Consider the following 20,592-nt stretch of genomic DNA (forward strand, 5'->3'; position numbering starts at 1 on the left):
ACTAACAGAACGTCTACCCATATAAGGAAGGAAAAAATAGAAGTCATATTGACTTCTATTTATCTTTCTTATCCCATTATATGGTATCCTGAATCAACGTGAATGTTTTCTCCAGTAATACCTCTTGCTAAGTCACTAAATAAGAATAAAGCAGAATCTCCTACTTCTTCTTGTGTTACGTTTCTACGTAACGGTGCTTTTTCTTCGATCTCTTTTAAGATGGTATTAAAATCGCCTACTCCCTTTGCAGAAAGCGTACGAATTGGTCCTGCAGAGATTGAGTTTACGCGAATATTGTATTTCCCTAAATCGTTCGCTAAATAGCGTACAGAAGCTTCTAGAGCTGCTTTAGATACACCCATTAAGTTATAGTTTTGCATTACGCGCTCTCCACCTAAGTAGGTTAGCGTAACAATGCTTCCACCTTCAACCATTAATGGTTTTGCTTCACGAGCTACACCAACTAAAGAGTATGCACTAATGTTTTGAGATAATAAATATCCATCACGGCTTGTGTCTACAAACTCACCTTTTAAATCCTCTTTATTAGCAAAAGCGATACAGTGTGCTACACCATGAATTGTGCCTACTTGCTCTTTAATTGAAGCAAAGCATTTCGCTAAATCTTCATCACTAGTTACATCACATTGAACTAAAAGATTGTTAGGATTTTCTAAAGAGTCAGCTAGTTCACGAACACCTTTTTCTAATCTTTCATTTGCATATGTAAAAATTAAATTTGCTCCCGCGCTATGTAATGATTGTGCAATTCCCCAAGCGATACTACGGAAGTTTGCAACACCCATAACAACAAAAGTTTTGCCTTGTAATGATATCATATCATTCAATCTCCTTTATTATTAGTTATTAGTACTAGATACTAAAATAGTAGCACAAATACAATGAATTGAAAATAGTAAAGTTATCTATAGCTTTATCCACAAAAAGAAAAATCGGTGACTGACGAGCCTTTTTTAGTGAAGTCAGAGGCGTAGTTGCACTTATACTTACTTCCTAGAATTGGCTACCACGTCTAGTTCTATTCCTAGCTGCCAATATATACTTTAAAGTGAAAAATATAAATATAATAGTTTATTTAATAAGAGTTTATAGTTTTGAATTCCTTTAAAGGCAAAAATAACTTATAATGATGATTGTCGTACATTATAAGTGTCTATTTCAAAGCATACTAATAAAACATGTATTAGAGAGGTGAGGACATGAAGGAAGACCGTACATCTCCCTTTCAAATTGATTTTAAATTACTTTTTATTCTTTTTTGTATTGCCGTTGTAAGTTATCTTGCAATTACTAGTGCAATGCCAAGCCTTCCTGCAAATCTAAGAAACATCAATTTCGCTGCACAACAAATTAAATGGTATATCATTGGGCTTGTTGGTATCGCCTTTATTATGATTATTGATTTTGATCGATATAAAAATGTTATTTGGTATATGTATGGTTTTGGATTACTCCTTCTACTAGGATTGGAACTGCATGTTCCAGGTGCTAAGACCATTAAAGGTGCAACTGCATGGTACACCATACCTGGTGTTGGTAACTTCCAACCATCTGAATTAATGAAAATTTTTATGATCATTATTTTAGGAACAATTATTTCAAGACATAATGAAATGTACGCTGTTCGTGGAAAGAGAGAAGATATTTTACTTTTAGGTAAAATATTCGGTATTTCATTGCCACCACTACTATTGATTGCCAAAGAGCCTGACTTAGGAAATACAATGGTTATGTGTGCAATTATCGCAACAATGATTTTAATTTCTGGTATACGTTGGCGTTATATTCTTGGACTAGTTGGATTAACGATTGGTCTTGGAACTTTCATGGTTTATCTATACTTTTATCATTTTGAATTTTTCACATCACATGTGCTTGAAGAATACCAGTTAAATCGTTTTTATGGATGGTTAGCGCCTTATGAATACCCTTCACAAGGTTATCAGCTTACTCAGGCACTAATGGCAGCGGGTTCTGGTTTACTAACAGGTAAAGGGTTCCAAAACGGCGAAGCATACTTCCCTGAACCACACACAGATTTTATTTTTACAGTAATATGTGAACAATATGGGTTCATTGGAGCAAGTGTAGTCATTTCATTATTCTTCTTATTGATTTATCGAATGATTCATATTGCTTTAGAAAGTAATGACAAATTTGGTAGCTATCTTTGTGCTGGTGTAGTCGGAATGTTTACTTTCCAGATTTTCCAAAATATCGGTATGACAATTGGTCTACTACCGATTACAGGGATCACTCTACCATTCGTAAGTTACGGAGGAAGCTCTCTAGCAACAAACCTTCTAGCAATAGGGTTCATCCTTAATGTAAGATCAAGAACAAATAAGTATATGTTTGACTAATAGAGTCGAGATATAAAAAGACAGGGATAAAGATCAAATGAAGATCTTTATCCCTGTTTTTTACTATAGACGTTGCTATTTTTAGGACATACTACCATTATTACTTGAAAAAAGGATTGATAGAATGAAATACGATATTATAGGTGATATTCATGGTTGTTACGATGAATTTGTTGAATTAACTAAAAAACTTGGCTATTTATGGGAGAATAATATTCCTGTTAATCCTGAGAATCGTAAATTAGTTTTTGTTGGTGATTTAACAGATCGGGGACCTAATTCACTTGCAGTAATAAAAGTAGTATATGAACTTGTGATAAAGCATAAGAAAGCACATTATTCACCAGGGAATCATTGTAATAAACTTTATCGTTATTTTCTTGGTCGCAATGTAAAAATTCAACATGGGCTAGAAACGACAGTTGCTGAATTGGAGTCAGTTAGTAGTAAAGAGCGAAGCCATTATCAGACGTCGTTTCAAAAACTTTATGAAGGCTCCCCTCTATATAATGTTTTGGACAATGGTAAATTAGTTGTGAGTCATGCGGGTATACGTGAAGATATGATTGGTAAGCATTCAAATAATGTTAAAACATTTGTATTATATGGAGATATAAATGGAGAAGTACTTCCAAACGGAATGCCTGTTAGAAAAGATTGGGCTAAAGAGTATAAAGGTAAAGCATTAATTGTTTACGGTCATACCCCAATTAAGGAACCAAGAGAATTAAATAATACAATTAATATTGATACTGGCGCAGTCTTTGGTGGTAAACTAACAGCATTTTCGTATCCAGAACGGAAATATACCCAAGTACAATCTTCCATGCCATACATTGAAGAAAAATTTAGTTTTTATGAAGAGAATGAAAGCAGAGTTTAGGAAAGTTAGCTTAAATAGATACAAAAAAAAGTAGGTTTCAGATCGGAACCTACTTTTTTGCTGATAATGTAAGCGCTCACTTATCAGCTTAATATATTAGTCTCTTCCATCCCCATGGAGAAACACTACATACTAAAAATAATCTATTATTCATATATTGTCAATAAATTATTCAAATTTTAGACAATTTTATTACTTGACATTCACGCTTCCAATAAACTTTTTATATCAACAGGTAAAGCGATTTCAAAGTTTTTTTTCGAATGATCAATCGGATGAATAAATGATAATTGATAACTATGCAATGCTTGTCTTTTTAAACGATCAGTATTACCTCCATATAAATCATCTCCGATTAATGGATGCCCAATCGAAGACATATGAACCCGAATTTGATGTGTTCGACCTGTTTCTAATTCTAATTCAACAACTGAGTAGTCTTTCTTTACTTCAAGTACTTTATAATGAGTGATTGCTTCTTGTCCCTCTTCTGAAACAATTCTCTCAATAATACTATCACTTTTCCTAGCAATCTTTGCTCGTATTACCCCTACAGTGCCATTCAATTGTCCATGAACAATCGCTAAATACTTTCTTTGTACATTTTTTAACTCATTTTTCGAAAACAAATAATGAATATATCGGTTTTTTGCAACTAGCATTAATCCCGAAGTATCTTTGTCTAATCGAGTTACAATATGAATGGTCGATTGTAATCCTATTGATTGATAATAAAATAATAATCCATTTGCAAGAGTGCCATTAGGATGCTCTCTAGAAGGTATGCTTGGTATTCCAAAAGGTTTATTTATAACCAATACAGCATCATCTTCATAAACAATTTCAAAAGGAATATTTTCAGCTATAAGGTCCTCACTTGGTTTCTCAATCGGAAAATAGATTTGTACATGATCTAATTCTTTTAAAATAGTACGTACAGTTTTTACTTCACCATTTACTGTAATCTTTCCACCTTGAAATTTTATATCTGTGAGAGCACGTTTAGAGAGCTCCTTTAATTTAAGAAACTCTCTAAGTAAAATTCCATTATGCTCTTTTTTTACTTCCCATGATAAACTAAATTGCTTCATATACTTCACCATTTTTATTTAACAAAAGAATCAACGACACGTTTCCAAAATGGAAAAGGTCTAAATCGTGCAAAGCGTACTTTTTCATGAGCAACTCGACATTGAATCGATTTAACATCTTGATGCACGATTGTTTTATGATCTAATGTAATTTGAAAATTTGCGTTTCTTACAGGTTTAAGTAAACAAGTATGATGTTTAGGTAAAACAAGAGGTGAACCTATTGTGCGGAAAACTCGATTATTAATTGAAGCCATTTCAGCAATTTGAATCGCTTCAATTGAAGGATGAATAATCGCTCCACCAAGTGCTTTATTATACGCTGTACTACCTGAAGGTGTAGAAATACAAAGACCGTCACCTCTAAATGTCTCGAAATGCTGACCTTTTATTTCAACATCAATTACTAATGTACCTTCAAGACCTTTTATTGTACATTCATTTAAAGCTAAGGTTTGCATTTCTTTTCTTCCATCTTTATAACGGATGATGACTTCCAATAAAGGATATTCAACTACTTGAAATGGAGTCTTCGCAATCGCAATAACAAGTTTCTCTACTTCACTTGGTACCCAATCAGCATAAAACCCCAAATGCCCAGTATGAACCCCCACGAAAGATACTTTATCGAGAAGATGAGTGTAATTATGAAAAGCATGAAGTAACGTCCCATCACCACCTACAGATATAGCAATTTCAGGATCATCTTCATCATATTTAAAATTAAAACTCTCTAAATAATCTCTCATTCGTTTCGTCAGTTCATTGGACTCTTGATCGCCCTTAGACATAATTACGAATTTCATTTTCTCGCCCTTTCCTTATTGGTCGTTTTTTTTCGAAAACTCCGCTTGCGCTTCTTGAATTTCGCCGCGAATAAGAGACATTTCTTCGTCTAAAAGAAACGCTGCTTCAGCCGCTCTTTGTAATCGTTCATGAATATTTTCAGGATATTTCCCTTTATACTTATAATTTAAAGAATGCTCTATTGTTGCCCAAAAATTCATCGCAAGTGTTCTTATTTGAATTTCAACTAAAACTTTTCGCTCACCTTCAATTGTTTGAACTGGATATTCAACAACTACATGATAAGAACGATAACCACTATCTTTTTTATTTGTAATATAATCTCGCTCTTCTACAATTGTAAAATCTTTACGTTTGCGAAGAAGCTCAACTACATTCTTAATATCTTCTACAAATTGGCACATCATTCTAAGACCGGCAATATCCTGTAATTCAGTTTCTAAATTCGCTAACGGAATACCTTTTCTTATTGTCTTATTAACAATGCTGTGAATAGGCTTAACTCTCCCGGTTACAAACTCAATTGGAGAGTGTTGATTAGTTTCTTCAAACTGTTTTCTAATCCCTTTTAACTTAACTTTCAATTCACTTACTGCTTGTTCATAAGGTGCTAAAAAACTTTCCCATTGACCGTTCATCCAATCACCACCAACTTACTTCTCTTCTAAAAATGCACTTTGAACTTGCTTAACAAATTCTTCTCCATAGTTAAAATTACCTTCAACATTTTGGATTAAATAAGTTAACTCTTCATTCCAATTATTTAGTGAAAGACTCTTTTCACCGGCTTTTAAAATTACGTTTAAATTTTGATTAATTGCTTTTTTCAAGTCTGACCAATATTTATTAGGAACTGTAACATATACAAATTCTTCATTTTCTTCTAATATATACAAAAGTGAACTTTGGTCTGAGTCTGCAATCATTGTACCTACTTCATGACACTGTTCTAAATTCATTTTTGTTTCGTCGATCAACAGAAATAAACCTTCTTCATTTATATTTATTCCATTTATTTCAAGCATTTTTCTCATCACTAAAACCTCAACCTTTTAATGTATGTATTTTATTTAAATTTGACCATTTCTATTGTAACATATCAAATAGAAAATAGACGAAGACTTGCACATTCAATCACAAAAATAATCCTAAAAATAAAGGAGTCCATTATGGCAAAAGAAATTGAAATTGAATTTAAGAACTTATTAACAAAAGAGGAATTTGAAAAGCTAAAATCTTATTTCAAAATAAACGAGTCAAGTTTCCAATTACAAACTAACTATTATTTTGAAACACCTGATTTTGCTATTAAAGAACATGGTGGAGCGCTAAGAATCCGCAAAAAATCCCGAACTTCATTTACTTTAACTTTAAAAATTAAACAAGCAGTCGGACATTTAGAAATTAATCAAAAAATTAGTGAACCTGAAGCATCGGCCATGCTAAAAACATATATACTTCCAGAAGGAGAAGTTAAAGAATATATCAAAGAAGCTAACTTAAACTTAAATTCCCTAGTTTTAATAGGTGATTTAACAACAAACAGAGTAGAATTACCGTATGAAGATGGACTCTTAGTTTTAGATCACAGTACGTATTTAAATCACGAGGATTATGAGTTAGAATTCGAAGTTACGGACGAAAATATTGGTAAACAACAATTTATCAATCTGTTAGAAAAGCATCAAATCCCTCAGCGAAAAACATTAAATAAAATTAGACGCTTTTTTAATGTAAAACAAGGTCATCAAGCTAATTGAGACCTTAACATTATTTTTGATTAAACGCCGGAGAAACTTAAATGGTATCTTTCGGCGTATTTTTGTATGAGGTATTTTAGCAATCCGTTTTATGAGAAAATAGCATCGTTTCTCAAATTTCATTTGCATTTCTGACCGATTCTGAAATCTTAATTGAGAACAGACTTTATTCTCGTTTACACTTCTCTAGCCCCTCTTCTTATTGCCTTCATCAAATGTATTAAGAAAATATTAATAGATTAAAGAAAAATAGAGCATCATATTTGAAATATTAACTTTCCGTTGCTACAATACCATTAGAGAACAAACGTGTTATATCTTACAAATTAATTTTCATGTCTGTTATAGTACGGACGTATGAATTGCATTAAGGGTGAAATATATGAATGGCAAACAATATAAAAAAGAATCAATCACGCTTCCCGAGCAGAATTGTACAAAAAAATCGATTGAATTGTATGTATTCATAGATCCACTTTGTAGAAATTGTTGGGATTTTAGTACAATATTGAAAAAGTTCCACATAGAATATGGTCAATATTTCTCATCTACTTATATTCCAGTTAATCGATATTACACAACTAAAAAACTATTAGAAAAACGACCTTCTCAACTTTCATTCGTATGGGAGAAGACAGCTAGCAGATCGGATATCCTTTGTGACGACCACTTATGGATTGATAATAAAGAGCTATACCCATACTACTCTGCAATTGCAATAAAAGCTGCTGAACTTCAAGGAAGAGTTGCTGGCGTTAATTACTTAAAAAAGTTACAAGAATATTATTTCTTGAAAGATTTAGACATTACAGATCAAGATGTACTTATCGAATGTGCTAAAGATATAAATATTGATGTAAAAGAGTTTATGGAAGATTTACACAGTACCCACTCTATTAAAGCTTTGCAATGCGATATTAAAGTTACGAAAGAAATGCATGTAACAGAAATTCCAAGCGTTGTATTTTTTAATGAAAATATTGAAGAAGAAGGTTTGAAGGTTTCTGGTTTTGAAAGCTATGAAACTTATGTAAAAATATTAGAACTAATGACTAATACGAAGTTAGAAAAACGAGAACTACCTGATTTAGCTGAATTTATTAAATTCCAACCATTTGTTACGATTAAAGAATTATGTATGATTTACGAACAATCGACTCAATGTATGGAGTTAGAATTAAAAAAATTAATTCTACGTAGAAAAGTGAGGAAAATTGTCCAAAAAAACCATATTTATTATCAGTATGTTGTTTAACTAAACAAAAAAAGACCTAGCATTCACTAGGTCTTTTTTTTGATGTAATAATTTACATCAAGGGGATGGGAGAAATTTTCACGTTCAACAAAGGGGTATTTGTGTTTGTGAAGTAATTCACACCCTTATAATACAATTTATTTTAGAGTTTGGCAACCGTTTGAGAAATATTTCACATTTTAGACACAAAATAGTAGGTGGGAATAGTCAGAATAAAAATAAAGAAACAAACACATATAGCTAGATACTACATGTGTTTGTTTACGTAAATTATTCGTTAAATAAAAGTTCTTCCATTTCGTTTAACATTTCTTCAAATACTTTCAATGCTTCTACGATTGGTTGTGAAGAAGTCATATCAACACCAGCTTTTTTCAATACTTCAATTGGATAATCCGAGCTTCCCGCTTTTAAGAAGCCTAAGTATCTTTCAACTGCTGGTTCACCTTCTTCTAAAATTTGTTTTGAAAGTGCTGTCGCTGCACTAAAGCCTGTTGCATATTGGTAAACATAATAATTGTAATAGAAATGCGGAATTCTACTCCATTCTAAACCAATTAGCTCATCGATGACGATCTCGTCACCAAAATATTTTTTATTAAGCTCGTAATATGTTTTCGTTAATAAGTCAGGCGTTAATGCCTCTCCATTTTGAGCTAATACGTGAATTTGATGTTCAAACTCTGCAAACATTGTTTGACGGAATACAGTTCCTCTAAAAGTCTCTAAATAGTGATTTAGTAAATAAAGTCTTTGCTTAGGATCATCTGTATTTTTTAGTAGATAATCATTTAAAAGTGCTTCATTACAAGTAGACGCAACTTCAGCTACGAAGATTGAGTAATCTCCGTATACATAAGGTTGATTTTTACGAGTATGATAACTATGCACTGAATGACCAAATTCATGTGCTAATGTAAATAAATTATTTACATTATCCTGCCAGTTCATTAGGATATATGGATTTGTACCATACGCGCCAGAAGAGTATGCACCACTACGTTTTCCTTTGTTTTCTACTACATCTACCCAGCGGTTCTCATACGCTTCTTTTAAGATTTCAATGTATTCATCACCTAATGGTTTTAAAGCCTTTACTAAAATTTCTTTTGCTTCTTCATACTTTACTTCCATTTTTACTTCTTCCACTAATGGAGTAAATAAGTCATACATATGAATTTCATCAAGTTTTAACGCTTTTTTACGAATTCCAATATAACGATGTAATAAATTTAAATGCTCATTTACAGTTGAAACTAATTGATCATAAACAATTTCAGGTATTTCATTATTACTTAATGCTGCTTGACGAGCATTATCATATTTTCTAACTTTTGCTTTGAAATTATCTTTTTTTACAGCACCACTTAACGTACTCGCAAATGTGTTTTTATACGCATCATACGTATGATAAACCGCTTCAAAAGCTTCTTTACGAACACGACGATCTGCACTTTCTAAAAAGTGAATATAACGACCATGTGTGATTTCTACTTCTTCACCATTCTCATCTTCAATCGTCGGAAATTTTAAATCCGCATTATTTAACATTCCAAACGTATTACTAGAAGCAGATAGCACTTCAGAAGCTTGTGCCATAATTTCCTCTTCAGCTGCTGAAAGAACATGTGGTTTTTGCTTTAAAATTTCTTCTAAAGAATGCTTGTACAATTTCAGTTCATCATTTTCTTCAATAAATTTCTTCAATGTATCTTCTGAAATGGTTAATAACTCAGGCACAAAGTATGACATTGCACTTCCTGCTTTAGTATACAGATTTTTTGCTCGATCATCTAAAGCTTGGTATTTAGAATTTGTTGTATCTTGATCGTAACGCATATGAGAGTATGTATACAATTTACCTAATAAAAACGAAATTTCATCCTGCTTTTTTAATGCATTTAAAAGTGTTTGTGATGACTCACCTAATTTACCTTTAAACTCTGAAAATGATGGGATTAATTCAAGTACTTTTTTATACTCTGCTTCCCATACTTCATCCGTTTCATAAATATCTTCCAACTTCCAAGTTAATTCTTCTTGAACTTCACTTCTAGTTGGTAATTTTTTTACAGCTTTTTGTTCTAGCATGTCTGATCCCCCTATTATTATTAGTTATTAATAACATTCCAATGTCCGATATTAATAATCATTTGAATCAGTTCTTGCATTAAACAACAAATCAAATGCTGTATTAGTGCTCAGACGGTCTTCATCCAATGCTTGTTGGAATGTTGTTGAAATAATAGCATTAGCTATCTTCATTATTTTACCATTTTTAATACGTTTTACGATTCTAATTTTTACTAAAAAGTCAATATACTTTTCTACACATTTCTCCAAATTACCTATTTCATTATCTTGAAATTGATTTACTCTCCATTTCCCATTCTGTACTTCCAATTTTACGAACTGATATATTTTATCTAAAAAAATCAATTGTCCAATTTCTGCCTCATGAAAAAATTTAAAATAGATTACCCCTTGCCAAAAGATACAATTTTCTTTAATAATGCAGTTACTTTCTAGAGGAACCCCAATGACTGCCGGAAAATAATTAATATTTGCATTGTACAAGTACTGTTTAAAAATTTTTAAATTACCTTTCGTATGCAAATGTTGATATAGTCTAAAATCCTTTTTTAGGCGAGTCCATTTCGATACAAATACCTTTTTATCCATACCATTTTGAGATAAAAATTCCTTAAGGCTGAAATTATTTATTGGAAATACGCTCTTTTGACCAATATATTGGACTGGAGAAAATGCGATTAACGAGGAAAGTACTGTAAATGATTGTAATGTAGGATTATAAAAGAGGAGTGAAAAAGAGTTAATTCTAACTAGTGAATAAATTGAAAGTGAATTAATTTGAAATGAAGACCATCTTTTTTGATTTAATAATTTGTCATTTAGAATCCACAAAACCTTCATACCACTTTTTTTAAATGAGTTAGTCCTTTTGATCATTATTTCTAAAGGAATAAGCGAACATTGATATTCAACACACATTTTTAGACTATTTAATCTAATAAATAAATCAGGTCTTTGATTTATTTCTGGTATAAATTTTTCAACCTCAACATTTACATTTAATCTTTTAAAAAATTGATACAAAGCAAGCTTACCCTTATAATGGTCGATACTCTCTTTTCTCTCATTTTCACATTCAGTCAAATCAATATGTGCAAAATGAGTTACTCTCTTTACTCCAATTTTGAGCCTAACTTGCTTTTTACAAATTGGGCAATAGTATGGTCCGTTTTCCTTTAATCTTAATAACTCCTCTTTCGTATTAATTTCAAATAGGTTAATGGTATGGCTTTTTGTATTTAATGCGACAATCATGTTTATTACCTCCTTTCCAAAATTACTTCACTATCACATTTGTATTTTCCTTCAAAAAACTTAAAAACGATTTTTCAAATAAAAAACCTACCAAATTAAACTTTCTATTTGGTAGGTGACTATAAATATTGTTCTATCAATGTTCTATCAATTAAGAACGCACATTACAAAAGTGGTGCCATTAATCTTGATAATGATTCAAATATCCTTTTGAATATAGGTCGCTTTTTAAAATCTTTAAAAATAATTGCTTCAGAATCACGGATATCATTATTAAAATCATTAACTAAGTGATTAATACTTTCTTCTAAATATAAAAATGCAGTGACCTCGAAGTTTAAACGAAAACTTCTCATATCCATATTTGCTGTTCCAACAGATGCAATTTCATCATCTACAATCAATATCTTACTGTGTAAGAATCCCTGTCTATATTCATAGATTTCGACTCCGGCTTCTAATAACTCTGGAAAATATGAACGTGAAGCATAAAATACGATTTTTTTATCGGGACGATCAGGCATTAGAATTTTCACCTTTACTCCACCATTTGCTGCAACTTTAAGAGCCGTTAAAATATCTTCATCAGGAACAAAATATGGTGAAGCGATGTATATACTCTTCCTTGCACTAGTAATCATCGCAAAAAATAACTCTTTTATCACTTCATGCTTTCGGTCTGGTCCACCAGAAACAAGTTGAATTGCTCCTTTGGAAGAATAATTATTAGCATGAATGTCAAAGTACTCTTTGTCATCAATTAACTCATTCGTCATGTAATACCAGTCTTGTAAGAATATGAATTGTAGTGTTCGTACCCCTTCACCCTTAAGGTATAAATGGGTATCTCGCCACTTTCCAAAATAATGGTCTTTCCCTAAATACTCATCTCCAATATTTAAGCCGCCAACAAATCCTACATTTGAGTCAATGACGATAATTTTCCGATGGTTTCGGTAATTAATCGTATCGTTTAAAACGGGAATTTTAACAGGAGAAAACGGTAGTACTTCTACACCCGCTTTTCGTAAGTCTTTTACAAAATTCCTTGATAATTTCCAACTACCTACTGCGTCATAGAGGAATCGAACTTTTACACCATTCTGTGCCTTTTCTATTAAAATATCTTTTAGTTGATTTCCAATCTCGTCATTTCTTACTATATAGAATTCGATATGAATATGGTGCTTCGCTTTTTTTAGTTCCTCAATAATTTTTGGAAAGGTTTCACTACCATTTGTAAGAACTTTTGTAAAGGTATTCATCGTGACTGGTGTATTACTTTGTTTTGCTGCGATATTGATTAGATACTCTAATCTTTGATTTTGAGCAATAAATTCTTTCACTTCTACATCTTCTGTTCCAGTAATTAAACCATTTGCATTTTGATCATTAATTGCCTTTTTCCGATAGACCATTTTCTTTTTGTAATTTTGTCCAAAAATTAAATAAAAAACAAAACCAAATAATGGGAAAATAGCTAAAAGAATAATCCATGTTAAAGTTCTAGCAGGATTTCTATTTTCAAGGAAAATAATAATCGATACACCGATAGCCGTTATCGAGAACATGATACTTATTAATCTAAAAATAGTAGATTTCTCAAAAAATGCAAAATTCATTAACCAAATGAATTTAATAGTTGGAGAAGCAAAATATAAAATGCATACTACAATTGATAAAAATATTAAAATCTTTAATCGAAATAGCATCAATATTCTCCTTTATAAAGAAAAGAAACCGATCCCTAAGGCATCGGCTATTACAATAATGGAAAAATTGATTTAAAATGAGGTAAAGCTGTTTTTTCATAAATCAATTTTCCGTATTCCTCTAATACATGTATAGTTACTTTTGAACGATGACCATATTCTAGTAACATTGATGATAAATAATCAACTTGAACTTCATCAAGCGATTCTTCGTCAAATTTAACATAAAGATAGTAATAATCTTGGAAGGAATAAAGTGTACTTTCAAATGATTCTTGATTAACAGCATGCGATAAAGAAATAATGTCTTCGAGATTTTTAAAGGATAGAATAAGTTCAGTTTCCTCTTCATCCATCGATTCAAAAATATCGTCATCATCATCTTCTTCTGAATCATCATCATCATCTACAGAGATAAATGGAATTTCTAAATTCTTTTCTCCTTCACCTAAATTCACTTCTACTTTTTTGCCGTCTTTAGAAATCACAGCTTTTGTTACAACAACTTCTAAACCCTTGTCTAGTGCCTGTACCTGAATCCATAGGGGGCCACCAGCAATGAATTCCTCAGTCAAATGCGCTTCATCAATTAATTCCCAGAAAAGCTCTTCACTTCTTTCTCGATCTAACCATACTTCATCTTTAGAGAAACCTCTCTCCTCGATGTCTAAGTAGGATATGGAGAACTTAAACGTATTTTCATTAATTCTTTCTATTTCCATTTGTTTTCCCCCTCCTTTAATGAACAACAAGTAATTGCGTTAGACGAAATAGAATAAATAAAGTAAAAGAAATTTATGTTAAATATAAGATTCTGAAATAGTAAATTAGAAAAATACTCTTAAAAATTTAGCTTTAATAAGTAAATTTTTATCTATCTTACCATGAAAATTTATTAAATGCGAATAGTAACTACAATTATATTTTATGATACAACTTAAAATTTTGGAAATAAAATTCACCTATTTTTTAAAAATCATCATATACCTATTAATATTAGGACAATCATTTAAAGCTTTTAATAAGAGAGGTGAATTCATGATAGATCTTCATTACATATGGTCCTTTTTAATGATTGTTATTATAGACATTGTTTTAGGTGGAGATAATGCTATTGTCATTGCATTAGCATGTAGAAAATTACCATATAAACAACGTAACATAGCAATAATTTTCGGTAGTATTACCGCAATTGTTTTACGAATAATCCTAACAATATGTGCAATTTTCATCCTAAAAGTACCATTCTTACATTTAATTGGCGGAATATTACTTTTGTACATAGCTTGCAAACTAATTATTCAGGAGGATGACAACCCCCAAATAAAGGAGAACTACACAGTTTTCCACGCAATTCGTACAATTGTATTTGCTGATTTAGTTATGGGGATTGATAACGTATTAGCAATAGCTGGGGCATCAAATGGAAAGCCATCATTAGTCATTTTAGGTCTTTCCATCTCAATTCCAATTATAATTTGGGGAAGTAAAATCGTTTTATGGTTTTTAGAAAGATATCCAATATTGAGTTTCGTAGGGGCTTCTGTTCTTTCAATAACAGCTAGTAAAATGTTAGTAGACGAGCCATTTATCAATCAATATATAAACGGGCGGAATGATGTGGAATTGATTGTCGGTTCATCTTGTATAATCTTTACGATTATTATAGGTTATTATTTTAATAATATTCGGTACCGAAAGCGACCATCCTAATTGTTAAAAAAAAGCTGTAAAAAGTATGCATTTAACTTTTTACAGCTTTTTATATAATATGAATAAGTATTTGTTCGATATGATTGAGAATCTTAATCAAGAATTGTAATTAATTTCACAATTCAAAACGCAGATTTACTCATTAACTAGTCGTTGCGCTTCACGCAATTGATATGTGCGAACTGAACGTGGTAAAAATCTTCTAATTTCATCTTCATTATAACCAACTTGTAAACGTTTCTCATCAATAATAATCGGTCTTCTAAGTAAACCAGGATATTTTTGAATGATTTCATATAAGTCTTGTAAAGGAAGACTTTCTAAGTCTACGTTTAATTCTTGGAAAATTTTTGATCTTGTTGATATAATTTCATCAGTACCACTTTCAGTCATTCGTAAAATTTGTTTAATCTCATTAATTGATAATGGTTCTGAAAAAATATTTCTTTCTTTATAAGGAATATTATTATCTTCTAGCCACATTTTTGCTTTACGACAAGACGTACAACTTGGTGAATTATACAAAATTACCATTTTGCTCTCCCCCTATCTACTCTTTTTAAAAAAAGTAATATAGTTATGTGTATTAATTTATAAGAATTGGTTAATTATAATAAGTTTAATCTACACCATATGTTCACATTATACAGTATTGCAGAAAATAAATATATACAAATTTGTAAAAAAATTTAAAAAAACCTATACAAAAGGTGTACATTTTTCAGTTAATTAATACGTTAAATTTTAGGCAAATTTCTTGGATCAATTAACTTATGTGGATGCTTATTTTAACAAAATAAACCAATTAAAAAGTTACATTTATAAAGTTAGGAAGAAATTAACAGCTCAAAAATAATTATTTGGAAAAAGCCGAATTATTCTTTCTATTTCACCAAATATTTAATACAATAATATTAACGCTTACATTCCTAGGAGGCTAATCTTATGGCAGCTTACATAACTGATTTATTGATTGTTGCAGTGTTAGTAATTGGAATTACTGCACTTAATGGTGTGTTTACAAACGCGATCGGCGAAAAAATATTTGGTAGAAGTAAAAGAACTAAATTTGTTGATATGTCTGATAAAATGTCTGCAAACTTCAAACAAATTGGTGGCCAAGGTAAGTTCCGTAAAAAAACTTACTAAGAACAGTATGATAAGAAAATTTACGAATAAAAAAGGGCAAAGGCTCTTTTTTTTTGCCTTAATAAGGGTAAGTGTATAACCATTGTAGAATTAAATAAGGGCAGGGATCTGAAATACCATTACCTTATACGAGTACTTGATTGATAATCCATTCTTATTTTTCTTCCTAATGCTCAACTTATGAGGAACCATTTTGATTCTTTATGCTACTTTACTTCAACATGACCCTTTCACGAGGAACATAGCACCCTCTTTAACTCCTTAATCAAAAAAATCCTAGTGACTAAACTCACTAGGATTTTTTATTATTTATACATTTGTTGATAATTTTTAAATTCTGCTTCAGAGCAAAGTACGAAATGTCCAGGACGAACTTCACGTAATTTTGGTTGTTCGTTTGAATAATCGTGTTGTTTTGGATCATAAACGATACGTTTACGATTGCGCTCATAATCAGGATCTGGAAGCGGAATTGCTGATAATAAAGATTTTGTGTACGGATGCATTGGGTAATCATATAATTCATTACTATCCGCAAGTTCAACAATTTTACCGTGGTACATTACACCGATACGGTCACTAATGTACTTAACCATTGATAAGTCATGGGCGATAAATAAATAGGTTAAACCTTTTTCCTTTTGAAGCTTTCTCATTAAGTTAACAACCTGAGCTTGGATTGACACGTCAAGAGCTGAGATTGGCTCATCAGCGATAATAAAGTCTGGTTGTACAGCAAGTGCTCTAGCAATACCGATACGTTGTCGTTGTCCACCTGAGAATTCATGTGGGAAACGGTTTGCGTGTTCTTTATTTAAACCTACTGTTTCAAGTAAGTCATAAACCATTTTCATTCGCTCTTCTCTGTTACGAGCTAAGCCATGAATATCAATACCTTCTGCAATGATATCTGCTACTTTCATACGCGGGTTTAGTGAAGCGTATGGATCTTGGAAAATCATTTGCATACGACGGTTAAACTGCTTTAACTCTTTACGACTTTTCTTACCATGTACATCTTCACCATCGAAAATTACTTGTCCATCAGTCGCATCATATAAACGAATGATTGAGCGTCCAGTAGTAGATTTACCAGAACCTGATTCACCTACTAAACCGAAAGTTTCTCCACGGAAAATGTCAAATGTAACATCGTCGATTGCTTTAACAGTCGTTTTCCCTGTAGTAAAGTATTGTTTTAAATTTTTAACTTCAACTAATTTTTCAACTTTATTTGACATTTACTGCACCTTCCTTCATTCGTTGAATACGCTTCATAACGGCTTCAGGTGGGTCAACTTTTGGAGCGTCCTCATGTAATAGCCATGTTGCAGCGTAGTGTGTATCAGACACTTTAAACATAGGAGGTTCCATTTCAAAGTCAATTTTTAAAGCATTTGGGTTACGTGGTGCAAACGCATCACCTTTTGGAGGATTTAATAGATCTGGTGGTGTACCAGGAATTGCTACTAATTCTGCTCCTTGTTCATTATCTAAATCTGGCATAGAAGCTAAAAGACCCCAAGTGTAAGGATGTTTTGGATTGTAGAAAATATCGTCTACAGTTCCCATTTCCACTACTCTACCTGCATACATAACTGCAACCTTATCAGCAACGTTTGCAACTACACCTAAATCATGTGTAATAAAGATAATTGCTGAATCAGTTTTTCTTTGAATATCTTTCATTAACTCAAGAATTTGAGCTTGAATTGTAACGTCAAGAGCTGTTGTTGGCTCATCGGCGATTAATAATTTCGGATTACATGCTAACGCCATCGCAATAACAACACGTTGTCTCATACCGCCTGAGAATTGGTGTGGATATTGTTTAAAACGAGCTTCAGCATTTGGAATACCTACAAGATTTATTAATTCTAAAGCAATTTTCTTTGCCTCAGTTTTACTCATTTTTTGGTGCTTAATTAGACCTTCTGTTATTTGATATCCAATTGTTAATACTGGATTTAAAGAAGTCATCGGATCTTGGAAAATCATTGAGATTTCTTTTCCACGGATATTTTGCATTTCTTTTTCGCTTAATTTAGCTAAATCTTTTCCATCGAATAAGATTTCACCGCTTTTAATTTTTCCTGGAGGGTTTGGAATTAACCCCATTAATGCTTTTGATGTAACTGATTTACCTGAACCAGATTCACCTACAATTGCTAATGTCTCACCTTTTTTAAGATCAAATGAAACTCCGCGTACTGCTTGAACTTCACCAGCATGAGTATAAAAGGAGACACACAGATCTTTTACTTCTAATAATTTACTCATCGTTCATTCTCCCTTCAAAATTACTTACTCATTTTTGGATCTAAAGCGTCGCGTAATCCGTCAGCAATTAAGTTGAAACTTAAGATTAATAAACTGATTACAATCGCTGGAATAATCATCATATGAGGGAAAGTTTGTAATGATTTAAAACCATCACTTACTAAAGATCCTAATGATGCTTTTGGTGGTGCAATACCTAAACCGATGAAGCTTAAGAATGCTTCAGCAAAGATTGCACTTGGAATTGTAAACATCATCATTACGATGATTGGACCCATAATATTTGGAATTAAGTGTTTTGCAATTAATTGAGTATTTGTAGCACCTAATGTTCTTGAAGCTAAAACGAACTCTTGATTTTTTAATTTTAACATTTGACCACGAACGATTCGGGACATACCTACCCAGCCTGTGATTACCATCGCTAGTGCGATTGAAAGGATACCCGGGTTTTTAAATATTAAGATGAATAGGATTACTACGATTAAATAAGGAACACCCATTAATACTTCGGCAATACGCTGCATGATTGTATCAGTTCGACCACCAAAGAATCCTGAGATCCCTCCAAAAGTAACACCAATTACCATATCAATTACTGCCGCTAATAAACCGATTAGGATTGATACTCGAGCACCAGCCCAAGTTCTTGTGAAAATATCACGACCTAAATCATCAGTACCAAACCAGTAATTTTCTTTAATATTTTTGTTTTTATAAACATCGTTTCCATATTGATCAATTCCGTCAAATGGTAGGAATTTTACATTTTCTAAAACACCAATTTTTGGTGGTAGTTTTGATCTTTTTAAGTCTTGGTCTTTATACGAGTGACCACTCATCATTGGACCGAATAATGTGAAGATTAATAAAATGCCAAGGATAATAAATCCTAACATTGCACCTTTGTTTTTTACAAAACGTCTTCTTGCATCTTTCCAGAAAGAATCCGAAGGTCTTGAAATTTTATCTGCATTATTCAAATCTACGTTTGCAGGTTGGAATAAATCAGATGAAATTTTTTGAGCTGTGTTGTTGTTCATTATTTATTTACCTCCTGCTAAACGGATACGTGGATCAATTACACCGTATAAAATATCTACTAGGAAAATTACGATTAATAATAATGCACTATAGAAAATTGTTGTACCCATAATTAATGAATAGTCATTTGTTTGGATTGAGTTAACGAATTGAGAACCTAGTCCAGGTACAGCAAACATATTTTCAATAACTAATGTACCAGTCATTAAGTTTACAGCCATTGGGCCTAAAATTGTAATTACTGGGATTAATGCGTTTCGTAGCGCGTGTTTTACGATTACGCCTACTTGAGAAATACCTTTTGCTTTTGCTGTAACGATATATTCTGAGTTCATAACTTCGATTAATTCAGTTCTTGAGAATCGAGCTACTGTTGCTGTAACGAATACTGATAATGCAATTGTTGGTAGTATTGTGTATTTAAAGCTTTCCCAATATGCTACCGGGAACAAATGTAATTTTACAGCTAAGTAATACTGTAAAATTGCCCCGAATACGAATGACGGAATCGAAATACCTAAAACTGCTAGAACAGTAGAACCATAGTCATATATTGTATTATTTTTCAATGCTGCTACGATACCGAAGATTAATCCGATAAATGTTCCTAATAATAATGCTTGAGCACCTAATTGCGCTGATGGACCAATACGAGTTTTAATCATATCAGTTACTTTACGATTATCGTATCTATATGAAACTCCTAAATCTCCCTTAGCTAAATTCTCCATATACTTTGCGTATTGAACAGGTACTGGCTTGTCTAACCCAAATTTAGCAAAGATAATTTGTTTTTGATCTGGTGTTAATTTTTCTGGGTTTTTTAATGGAGAACCTGGTAACAACTTCATTAAGAAAAATGTAACAGTACAAATTAAAAATAGTGTGACAAACATGTAAATAAATCTCTGTAGCACGTAACGTCCCACAACTGCACCCCCCTATTAATTTAAAAAATATTTTATTTTTTTTATTTTTTGATAATTCTTTTTGTAAAAATGGAGTATTCGGAACTTTCCACATACTCTTTAATACTGATTATAATTTTTTCGATCGATCTAACTACTTGTCCATATTATTCTCAAATATGGGTTTAATCATTTAATCCTTTTTTTGCATTTCATGTAAAATGGTGTAAATTTTTGCTTAAGCTTTTTTCCCAATAA

20 protein-coding genes are annotated in these 20,592 nt (G+C 31.8%); 6 read left to right on the forward strand and 14 right to left on the reverse strand.

The window, feature by feature from the left end; genetic code table 11:
* Window positions 1-68: 68 nt before the first annotated feature.
* Window positions 69-839, reverse strand: a complete 771-nt coding sequence (gene fabI, locus CN925_RS01995; protein WP_098844207.1) for an enoyl-ACP reductase FabI — start codon at window positions 837-839, stop codon at window positions 69-71.
* 381 nt (window positions 840-1,220) lie between these two features.
* Between fabI and CN925_RS02000 the strand changes: the two genes are divergently transcribed.
* A complete protein-coding gene (locus CN925_RS02000) occupies window positions 1,221-2,384 on the forward strand; it encodes an FtsW/RodA/SpoVE family cell cycle protein (RefSeq protein WP_098844208.1) in 1,164 nt (387 codons plus the stop codon).
* A gap of 124 nt (window positions 2,385-2,508) precedes the next feature.
* Window positions 2,509-3,267: a bis(5'-nucleosyl)-tetraphosphatase PrpE gene (gene prpE / locus CN925_RS02005; RefSeq protein WP_098844210.1), complete on the forward strand. Its 759-nt coding sequence runs from the start codon at window positions 2,509-2,511 to the stop codon at window positions 3,265-3,267.
* Between the two features lie 203 nt (window positions 3,268-3,470).
* On the opposite strand, the gene CN925_RS02010 is transcribed toward prpE, so the two are convergent.
* From CN925_RS02010 to CN925_RS02025, 4 genes are read right to left on the reverse strand one after another with little or no spacing between them, the layout of a single operon-like run.
* Window positions 3,471-4,358 carry an RluA family pseudouridine synthase gene (locus tag CN925_RS02010; protein ID WP_098844213.1) on the reverse strand — a complete coding sequence of 296 codons (888 nt, stop codon included), beginning with the start codon at window positions 4,356-4,358 and terminating at the stop codon, window positions 3,471-3,473.
* A 14-nt stretch (window positions 4,359-4,372) separates the two neighbouring features.
* The gene (locus tag CN925_RS02015; protein ID WP_098844215.1) at window positions 4,373-5,164 is read right to left on the reverse strand and encodes an NAD kinase; all 792 of its coding nucleotides are present in this window, start codon (window positions 5,162-5,164) and stop codon (window positions 4,373-4,375) included.
* Window positions 5,165-5,179: 15 nt separating this feature from the next.
* Window positions 5,180-5,803: a GTP diphosphokinase gene (gene yjbM / locus CN925_RS02020; RefSeq protein WP_056473653.1), complete on the reverse strand. Its 624-nt coding sequence runs from the start codon at window positions 5,801-5,803 to the stop codon at window positions 5,180-5,182.
* 15 nt (window positions 5,804-5,818) lie between these two features.
* On the reverse strand, window positions 5,819-6,199 hold the full coding sequence (locus CN925_RS02025; protein ID WP_098844218.1) for a UPF0738 family protein: 381 nt from the start codon (window positions 6,197-6,199) through the stop codon (window positions 5,819-5,821).
* A 135-nt stretch (window positions 6,200-6,334) separates the two neighbouring features.
* Between CN925_RS02025 and CN925_RS02030 the strand changes: the two genes are divergently transcribed.
* Together CN925_RS02030 and CN925_RS02035 are read left to right on the forward strand one after the other, a co-directional pair.
* On the forward strand, window positions 6,335-6,925 hold the full coding sequence (locus CN925_RS02030; RefSeq protein WP_098844220.1) for a CYTH domain-containing protein: 591 nt from the start codon (window positions 6,335-6,337) through the stop codon (window positions 6,923-6,925).
* Between the two features lie 382 nt (window positions 6,926-7,307).
* A complete protein-coding gene (locus CN925_RS02035) occupies window positions 7,308-8,180 on the forward strand; it encodes a DsbA family protein (protein ID WP_098844221.1) in 873 nt (290 codons plus the stop codon).
* Window positions 8,181-8,450: 270 nt separating this feature from the next.
* Here the strand turns inward: CN925_RS02035 and pepF are convergent, their stop codons facing one another.
* From pepF to mecA, 4 genes are all read right to left on the reverse strand, one after another.
* Window positions 8,451-10,271, reverse strand: coding sequence for an oligoendopeptidase F (pepF, locus tag CN925_RS02040; RefSeq protein WP_098844224.1), 1,821 nt, complete (start codon window positions 10,269-10,271; stop codon window positions 8,451-8,453).
* 51 nt (window positions 10,272-10,322) lie between these two features.
* Window positions 10,323-11,528 (reverse strand): competence protein CoiA, encoded by a 1,206-nt coding sequence (locus CN925_RS02045; protein WP_098844227.1) that lies wholly within the window; start codon window positions 11,526-11,528, stop codon window positions 10,323-10,325.
* Between the two features lie 164 nt (window positions 11,529-11,692).
* Window positions 11,693-13,240, reverse strand: coding sequence for a cardiolipin synthase (gene cls / locus CN925_RS02050; protein WP_098844229.1), 1,548 nt, complete (start codon window positions 13,238-13,240; stop codon window positions 11,693-11,695).
* A gap of 50 nt (window positions 13,241-13,290) precedes the next feature.
* On the reverse strand, window positions 13,291-13,962 hold the full coding sequence (gene mecA, locus CN925_RS02055) for an adaptor protein MecA (protein WP_098844232.1): 672 nt from the start codon (window positions 13,960-13,962) through the stop codon (window positions 13,291-13,293).
* Window positions 13,963-14,281: 319 nt separating this feature from the next.
* On the opposite strand from mecA, the gene CN925_RS02060 reads away from it, so the two are divergent.
* Window positions 14,282-14,953 carry a TerC family protein gene (locus CN925_RS02060; RefSeq protein ID WP_098844383.1) on the forward strand — a complete coding sequence of 224 codons (672 nt, stop codon included), beginning with the start codon at window positions 14,282-14,284 and terminating at the stop codon, window positions 14,951-14,953.
* Window positions 14,954-15,088: 135 nt separating this feature from the next.
* Here the strand turns inward: CN925_RS02060 and spxA are convergent, their stop codons facing one another.
* On the reverse strand, window positions 15,089-15,487 hold the full coding sequence (spxA, locus tag CN925_RS02065) for a transcriptional regulator SpxA (RefSeq protein WP_056473638.1): 399 nt from the start codon (window positions 15,485-15,487) through the stop codon (window positions 15,089-15,091).
* 411 nt (window positions 15,488-15,898) lie between these two features.
* On the opposite strand from spxA, the gene CN925_RS02070 reads away from it, so the two are divergent.
* Window positions 15,899-16,102: a hypothetical protein gene (locus CN925_RS02070; RefSeq protein ID WP_098844235.1), complete on the forward strand. Its 204-nt coding sequence runs from the start codon at window positions 15,899-15,901 to the stop codon at window positions 16,100-16,102.
* A gap of 305 nt (window positions 16,103-16,407) precedes the next feature.
* Here CN925_RS02070 and CN925_RS02075 read toward each other — a convergent pair whose 3' ends face one another.
* From CN925_RS02075 to opp3b, 4 genes are read right to left on the reverse strand one after another with little or no spacing between them, the layout of a single operon-like run.
* Entirely contained in the window at window positions 16,408-17,343 is a 936-nt protein-coding gene (locus CN925_RS02075; protein WP_098844238.1) for an ABC transporter ATP-binding protein, read from the reverse strand.
* The gene (locus tag CN925_RS02080; protein ID WP_098844241.1) at window positions 17,333-18,382 is read right to left on the reverse strand and encodes an ABC transporter ATP-binding protein; all 1,050 of its coding nucleotides are present in this window, start codon (window positions 18,380-18,382) and stop codon (window positions 17,333-17,335) included. The genes CN925_RS02075 and CN925_RS02080 overlap by 11 nt, the downstream gene beginning before the upstream one ends.
* A 20-nt stretch (window positions 18,383-18,402) precedes the next feature.
* Window positions 18,403-19,425 carry an oligopeptide ABC transporter permease gene (gene opp3C, locus CN925_RS02085; protein WP_098844244.1) on the reverse strand — a complete coding sequence of 341 codons (1,023 nt, stop codon included), beginning with the start codon at window positions 19,423-19,425 and terminating at the stop codon, window positions 18,403-18,405.
* Window positions 19,426-19,428: 3 nt separating this feature from the next.
* Window positions 19,429-20,355 (reverse strand): oligopeptide ABC transporter permease, encoded by a 927-nt coding sequence (gene opp3b, locus CN925_RS02090; protein ID WP_098844246.1) that lies wholly within the window; start codon window positions 20,353-20,355, stop codon window positions 19,429-19,431.
* Window positions 20,356-20,592: the final 237 nt, after the last annotated feature.

Source organism: Bacillus sp. AFS055030 (genome assembly GCF_002574545.1).
Classification (GTDB): domain Bacteria; phylum Bacillota; class Bacilli; order Bacillales; family Bacillaceae_G; genus Gottfriedia.

Excerpts from the sequence above, each read along its gene's own strand:
- fabI (WP_098844207.1), bottom strand. The coding sequence starts at position 839 with ATGATATCATTACAAGGCAAAACTTTTGTTGTTATGGGTGTTGCAAAC.
- CN925_RS02000 (WP_098844208.1), top strand. The coding sequence starts at position 1,221 with ATGAAGGAAGACCGTACATCTCCCTTTCAAATTGATTTTAAATTACTT.
- prpE (WP_098844210.1), top strand. The coding sequence starts at position 2,509 with ATGAAATACGATATTATAGGTGATATTCATGGTTGTTACGATGAATTT.
- CN925_RS02010 (WP_098844213.1), bottom strand. The coding sequence starts at position 4,358 with ATGAAGCAATTTAGTTTATCATGGGAAGTAAAAAAAGAGCATAATGGA.
- CN925_RS02015 (WP_098844215.1), bottom strand. The coding sequence starts at position 5,164 with ATGAAATTCGTAATTATGTCTAAGGGCGATCAAGAGTCCAATGAACTG.
- yjbM (WP_056473653.1), bottom strand. The coding sequence starts at position 5,803 with ATGAACGGTCAATGGGAAAGTTTTTTAGCACCTTATGAACAAGCAGTA.
- CN925_RS02025 (WP_098844218.1), bottom strand. The coding sequence starts at position 6,199 with ATGAGAAAAATGCTTGAAATAAATGGAATAAATATAAATGAAGAAGGT.
- CN925_RS02030 (WP_098844220.1), top strand. The coding sequence starts at position 6,335 with ATGGCAAAAGAAATTGAAATTGAATTTAAGAACTTATTAACAAAAGAG.
- CN925_RS02035 (WP_098844221.1), top strand. The coding sequence starts at position 7,308 with ATGAATGGCAAACAATATAAAAAAGAATCAATCACGCTTCCCGAGCAG.
- pepF (WP_098844224.1), bottom strand. The coding sequence starts at position 10,271 with ATGCTAGAACAAAAAGCTGTAAAAAAATTACCAACTAGAAGTGAAGTT.
- CN925_RS02045 (WP_098844227.1), bottom strand. The coding sequence starts at position 11,528 with ATGATTGTCGCATTAAATACAAAAAGCCATACCATTAACCTATTTGAA.
- cls (WP_098844229.1), bottom strand. The coding sequence starts at position 13,240 with ATGCTATTTCGATTAAAGATTTTAATATTTTTATCAATTGTAGTATGC.
- mecA (WP_098844232.1), bottom strand. The coding sequence starts at position 13,962 with ATGGAAATAGAAAGAATTAATGAAAATACGTTTAAGTTCTCCATATCC.
- spxA (WP_056473638.1), bottom strand. The coding sequence starts at position 15,487 with ATGGTAATTTTGTATAATTCACCAAGTTGTACGTCTTGTCGTAAAGCA.
- CN925_RS02070 (WP_098844235.1), top strand. The coding sequence starts at position 15,899 with ATGGCAGCTTACATAACTGATTTATTGATTGTTGCAGTGTTAGTAATT.
- CN925_RS02075 (WP_098844238.1), bottom strand. The coding sequence starts at position 17,343 with ATGTCAAATAAAGTTGAAAAATTAGTTGAAGTTAAAAATTTAAAACAA.
- CN925_RS02080 (WP_098844241.1), bottom strand. The coding sequence starts at position 18,382 with ATGAGTAAATTATTAGAAGTAAAAGATCTGTGTGTCTCCTTTTATACT.
- opp3C (WP_098844244.1), bottom strand. The coding sequence starts at position 19,425 with ATGAACAACAACACAGCTCAAAAAATTTCATCTGATTTATTCCAACCT.